4 protein-coding genes and 4 pseudogenes are annotated in these 5555 nt (G+C 46.7%); 4 read left to right on the top strand and 4 right to left on the bottom strand.

Annotated elements, in window-relative coordinates:
* The 4 genes and pseudogenes from FYJ34_RS15335 to FYJ34_RS13430 form a co-directional block, all read left to right on the top strand.
* Positions 1-634, top strand: a pseudogene (locus FYJ34_RS15335) (amino acid kinase family protein); the annotation flags it as partial.
* 348 nt (positions 635-982) lie between these two features.
* Positions 983-1745: pseudogene (locus tag FYJ34_RS11980) on the top strand (ABC transporter ATP-binding protein); the annotation flags it as partial.
* Positions 1746-1980: 235 nt separating this feature from the next.
* Entirely contained in the window at positions 1981-2184 is a 204-nt protein-coding gene (locus tag FYJ34_RS13435; protein ID WP_154478951.1) for a hypothetical protein, read from the top strand.
* A 5-nt stretch (positions 2185-2189) separates the two neighbouring features.
* Positions 2190-2891 (top strand): ABC transporter permease subunit, encoded by a 702-nt coding sequence (locus FYJ34_RS13430; RefSeq protein ID WP_235899537.1) that lies wholly within the window; start codon positions 2190-2192, stop codon positions 2889-2891.
* Here the strand turns inward: FYJ34_RS13430 and FYJ34_RS11965 are convergent.
* The 4 genes and pseudogenes from FYJ34_RS11965 to FYJ34_RS15715 form a co-directional block, all read right to left on the bottom strand.
* Positions 2888-3304 (bottom strand): ABC transporter permease subunit, encoded by a 417-nt coding sequence (locus FYJ34_RS11965; RefSeq protein ID WP_154478949.1) that lies wholly within the window; start codon positions 3302-3304, stop codon positions 2888-2890. The genes FYJ34_RS13430 and FYJ34_RS11965 overlap by 4 nt on opposite strands.
* 642 nt (positions 3305-3946) lie before the next feature.
* Positions 3947-4659 (bottom strand): annotated as a pseudogene (locus FYJ34_RS15330) (ABC transporter ATP-binding protein); the annotation flags it as partial.
* 46 nt (positions 4660-4705) lie between these two features.
* On the bottom strand, positions 4706-5362 hold the full coding sequence (locus FYJ34_RS15720; RefSeq protein ID WP_330582689.1) for an amino acid kinase family protein: 657 nt from the start codon (positions 5360-5362) through the stop codon (positions 4706-4708).
* A pseudogene (locus tag FYJ34_RS15715) lies at positions 5362-5555 on the bottom strand (carbamate kinase); the annotation flags it as partial. The gene FYJ34_RS15720 and the pseudogene FYJ34_RS15715, both read right to left, overlap by 1 nt.

The following is a 5555-nucleotide window of genomic DNA, read 5'->3' as shown; positions in this document are numbered from 1 at the left end:
AAATAGAGGTCTTTATCGGACGGTCAGTACCGTATTGACCCAGGTGATCGTAGATCCCTATGACGAAGCTTTTTACACGCCTACAAAAGTGTTGGGCGTTATCTGAACGCAGAGGAGGCTGCAAAGGAGAGGAAAAAGGGAAATTATGTGGTGGAAGAGCCGGGAAAAGGTTTCCGCAGAATCGTAGCGGCGCCCAATCCGGTTGCCATTGTGGAGATTGATGCGATAAAAGCGCTCCTGGATGCAGATCAGGTGGTGATCGCAGCCGGAGCGGAGGATCCCTGTGCTGGAGCAGGAGCATCATCTGAAGGGAGCCAGCGCGGTAGTGGAGAAAGATCTGGCGGCCGGGAAGCTGGCAGAAGAGACGGATGCAGACGAACTGATTATCCTGACCAGCGTGGAAAAGGTAAAGATCCACATGGGGACAGACAGAGAGGAACAGCTGGAGGAGATCAGCGTGGGAGGAAGCAAAAGGCTATATGGAAGAAGGACACTTTGGAGTATATAATATGCTTCCGAAGTTTCGGGCGTCCATTTCCTTTCTGGAGAAACGGGAGGAAGAAGGGCGATCATCACTTCTTTCGATCATGTAAAAGCTGCGGTTCAGGGAAAAACAGGGACAAGGATCCTGTAAAAAGCCATCAAATATCAAACATGCCAGAAACATTGGAAATAATAGGGTCAATCAGAAACCATCAGCAGTGAAGGCCTCTTTTGTCAGACGGAACCTGACGAAAGGAGTTCACCTCATAGGGCTGATGGTTCTGTTTTACAGGAAATTGTATGTGAGTATGAAAATCAAAGAAAATCCCTGCAAACATGCGGGAAAGCACAGAGAAAGCCAGAGGGAAGGAAGCGGGGCGTCCGGAGCATCTCGGGGAAGAAAAAGAGGTTGACAAGAAAAAAGAGAGGAAGTATGATTGTATCAACAAAGCAATACAATAAGACAATATCAGAAACGAGCAGGAAGAGGGGTGCAAAGATGATAGAAATCAAAAATCTGACGAAGGTGTATCGTCTGAACAAAAAGCAGATGATGGAGTTAAAGACGAAGGATCCTAAAAAGACGGCGGTAGGAAATCTGAGCTTTCAGGCGAAAGAGGGAGAGATCTATGGCCTTCTGGGACCAAACGGTGCGGGAAAGACGACCACGCTCCGCTGTATCGCTACCTTGATTCCTCCTACCGAAGGAGAGATTTATGTGAATGGATACGAGGTGCAGAAGGAGCCCAAGAAAGTCAGGACGCAGATTGGATTTCTGACCAGTGACATTAAACTGGATGAGCAGTTTACAGTAGATTATATGTTTGATTTTTTCGGACGGCTGCATGAAGTGGAAAAAGATACTCTTCAACAGAGAAAAGAGGAATTGTTTTCCTATTTTGGGATCGAAGGCTTTGCCCATAAGCAGATCAAGGAGCTTTCCACAGGAATGAAGCAGAAAGCAGCCATTGCAGTGAGTCTGGTACATGATCCCAGGATCGTTATTTTGACGAACCTACCAACGGATTGGATATCATCACGGCAAGAGGGTAACAGACTATCTGAAAAAGCTGCGGAATGAAGGAAAGCTGATCGTGGTTTCCACCCATATTATGTCGGAAGCACAAAAACTGTGTGACAGGATCGGGATCATTGTGGATGGAGAAATGGTGGCAGAAGGTACGGTGGCAGAACTTCTGCAGCAGACCGGAGCACAGGATCTGGAAGACGCATTTTTCGAATTTTACAGGGAAAAGAAGGGGAGTAGCGGCATGAAAGGAATCAGAGAAATATTCGGGAAAGAAATGGCGCGGATATTCAGGGACAAAAAAATGGTATTTTCTGTCTTTGTATTGCCCGTGGTGATCATGCTGGTTATTTTTCGGTTGTGGGAATGATGGCGGAACGGAAGCAGAAAGACATCGAGGCACACAAATCCAGGATTTATACACTTCACGCGCGACAGACTTTCAGCAACAGATGGAAGCGTCAGGATTTTTGGCCGAATATACACAGATTGAATCTGAAAAAGAATTTGAGGCGGCAAAGAAGAAGATCAAAGAGGGAGAGATCGATCTGATCGTAAGATTTTCCGATGGATTTGAAGAGCAGACAAAGGCTTACAAAGAAGGGAGCCTCTTCCCTGGGTCAATACCTACGAAAATCCGTCAGAAGAATATTCGGCCAAGACGTCCTTTGTGAAAACAATGCTGGAATCTTATCGTCAGACACTTCTGGTAGAGCGAGTGGAAGATCTGAGGCAATTGACGGTTTTTGAAGTCAACACAGACAACTCTCAGATGTATATTCAGGATAAGGCGAAGGCGACAGGCAAGATGGCGGGAACCATGCTGCCCTACTTTGTAACCGTCTTTTTGTTTGCAGGGGCGATGGGAATCGGAACGGATATGATAGCAGGAGAGAAGGAAAGAGGAACCATGTACAGCCTTCTGGTGACGCCGATCCAGAGAAGCTCTATTGTACTGGGGAAGGTGTTTTCGCTTATGACGATCTCCGGAATTTCCGCAATTGTATATGTGACGGCCCTGGCAGTGGCGGCGAATACGATTTTTAAAGACAAGCTGTCGGAGCAAACTTCCACCTGGATATTCAGGCGGGGCAGATCGCTATGCTGGAGTACTGCTATTGTTTATGTCCTTCCTGTATTCTACCATCATTGCACTGATCTCTGTGTTTGCAAAGACGGTGAAAGAAGCAGGAACTTATATTATGCCGGCCTATATGCTGGTGCTGATCATCGGTCTGATCTCCATGTTTTCAACAGGAAAACCCCAGGAAAGCTCTGGTTTGTCCCGTTTTACAACAATGCCATGGCGATTCAGGGAATCATGAGTCAGGAGATCACCTTGTTCCAGTACGGGATCACGGTGGCGGAAAACCATCATTAAAACGGGACAAACCAGAGGCTTTCCTGGGGTTTTCCTGTTGAAAACATGGAGATCAGACCGATGATCAGCACCAGCATATAGGCCGGCATAATATAAGTTCCTGCTTCTTTCACCGTCTTTGCAAACACAGAGATCAGTGCAATGATGGTAGAATACAGGAAGGACATAAACAATAGCAGTACTCCCAGCATAGCGATCTGCCCCGCCTGAATATCCAGGTGGAAGTTTGCTCCCGACAGCTTGTCTTTAAAAATCGTATTCGCCGCCACTGCCAGGGCCGTCACATATACAATTGCGGAAATTCCGGAGATCGTCATAAGCGAAAACACCTTCCCCAGTACAATAGAGCTTCTCTGGATCGGCGTCACCAGAAGGCTGTACATGGTTCCTCTTTCCTTCTCTCCTGCTATCATATCCGTTCGATTCCCATCGCCCCTGCAAAAAAAGACGGTTACAAAGTAGGCAGCATGGTTCCCGCCATCTTGCCTGTCGCCTTCGCCTTATCCTGAATATACATCTGAGAGTTGTCTGTGTTGACTTCAAAAACCGTCAATTGCCTCAGATCTTCACTCGCTCTACCAGAAGTGTCTGACGATAAGATTCCAGCATTGTTTTCACAAAGGAGGACGTCTTGGCCGAATATTCTTCTGACGGATTTTCGTAGGTATTGACCAGGGAAGAGGCTCCCCTTCTTTGTAAGCCTTTGTCTGCTCTTCAAATCCATCGGAAAATCTTACGATCAGATCGATCTCTCCCTCTTTGATCTTCTTCTTTGCGCCTCAAATTCTTTTTCAGATTCAATCTGTGTATATTCGGCCAAAAATCCTGACGCTTCCATCTGTTGCTGAAAGTCTGTCGGCGCGTGAAGTGTATAAATCCTGGATTTGTGTGCCTCGATGTCTTTCTGCTTCCGTTCCGCCATCATTCCCACAACCGAAAAAATAACCAGCATGATCACCACCGGCAATACAAAGACAGAAAATACCATTTTTTGTCCTGAATATCCGCGCCATTTCTTTCCCGAATATTTCTCTGATTCCTTTCATGCCGCTACTCCCCTTCTTTTCCCTGTAAAATTCGAAAAATGCGTCTTCCAGATCCTGTGCTCCGGTCTGCTGCAGAAGTTCTGCCACCGTACCTTCTGCCACCATTTCTCCATCCACAATGATCCCGATCCTGTCACACAGTTTTTGTGCTTCCGACATAATATGGGTGGAAACCACGATCAGCTTTCCTTCATTCCGCAGCTTTTTCAGATAGTCTGTTACCCCTCTTGCCGTGATGATATCCAATCCGTTGGTAGGTTCGTCAAAAATAACGATCCTGGGATCATGTACCAGACTCACTGCAATGGCTGCTTTCTGCTTCATTCCTGTGGAAAGCTCCTTGATCTGCTTATGGGCAAAGCCTTCGATCCCAAAATAGGAAAACAATTCCTCTTTTCTCTGTTGAAGAGTATCTTTTTCCACTTCATGCAGCCGTCCGAAAAATCAAACATATAATCTACTGTAAACTGCTCATCCAGTTTAATGTCACTGGTCAGAAATCCAATCTGCGTCCTGACTTTCTTGGGCTCCTTCTGCACCTCGTATCCATTCACATAAATCTCTCCTTCGGTAGGAGGAATCAAGGTAGCGATACAGCGGAGCGTGGTCGTCTTTCCCGCACCGTTTGGTCCCAGAAGGCCATAGATCTCTCCCTCTTTCGCCTGAAAGCTCAGATTTCCTACCGCCGTCTTTTTAGGATCCTTCGTCTTTAACTCCATCATCTGCTTTTTGTTCAGACGATACACCTTCGTCAGATTTTGATTTCTATCATCTTTGCACCCTCTTCCTGCTCGTTTCTGATATTGTCTTATTGTATTGCTTTGTTGATACAATCATACTTCCTCTCTTTTTCTTGTCAACCTCTTTTTCTTCCCGGAGATGCTCCGGACGCCCGCTTCCTTCCCTCTGGCTTTCTCTGTGCTTTCCCGCATGTTTGCAGGGATTTTCTTTGATTTTCATACTCACATACAATTTCCTGTAAAACAGAACCATCAGCCCTATGAGGTGAACTCCTTTCGTCAGGTTCCGTCTGACAAAAGAGGCCTTCACTGCTGATGGTTTCTGATTGACCCTATTATTTCCAATGTTTCTGGCATGTTTGATATTTGATGGCTTTTTACAGGATCCTTGTCCCTGTTTTTCCCTGAACGCAGCTTTTACATGATCGAAAGAAGTGATGATCGCCCTTCTTCCCTCCCGTTTCTCCAGAAAGGAAATGGACGCCCGAAACTTCGGAAGCATATTATATACTCCAAAGTGTCCTTCTTCCATATAGCCTTTTGCTTCCTCCACGCTGATCTCCTCCAGCTGTTCCTCTCTGTCTGTCCCCATGTGGATCTTTACCTTTTCCACGCTGGTCAGGATAATCAGTTCGTCTGCATCCGTCTCTTCTGCCAGCTTCCCGGCCGCCAGATCTTTCTCCACTACCGCGCTGGCTCCTTCAGATGATGCTCCTGCTCCAGCACAGGATCCTCCGCTCCGGCTGCGATCACCACCTGATCTGCATCCAGGAGCGCTTTTATCGCATCAATCTCCACAATGGCAACCGGATTGGGCGCCGCTACGATTCTGCGGAAACCTTTTCCCGGCTCTTCCACCACATAATTTCCTTTTTCCT

The sequence above is a fragment of the Suipraeoptans intestinalis genome, assembly GCF_009696485.1.
GTDB classification, from domain to species: Bacteria; Bacillota; Clostridia; order Lachnospirales; family Lachnospiraceae; genus Suipraeoptans; species Suipraeoptans intestinalis.
The sequence above is the reverse complement of the archived record's forward strand: the minus strand, read 5'-3'. Positions and strand labels throughout refer to the sequence as shown.

Coding starts and splice junctions, on each gene's coding strand:
- FYJ34_RS11965 (WP_154478949.1), bottom strand. CDS start 3,304: ATGATAGCAGGAGAGAAGGAAAGAGGAACCATGTACAGCCTTCTGGTG.
- FYJ34_RS13430 (WP_235899537.1), top strand. CDS start 2,190: ATGCTGGAATCTTATCGTCAGACACTTCTGGTAGAGCGAGTGGAAGAT.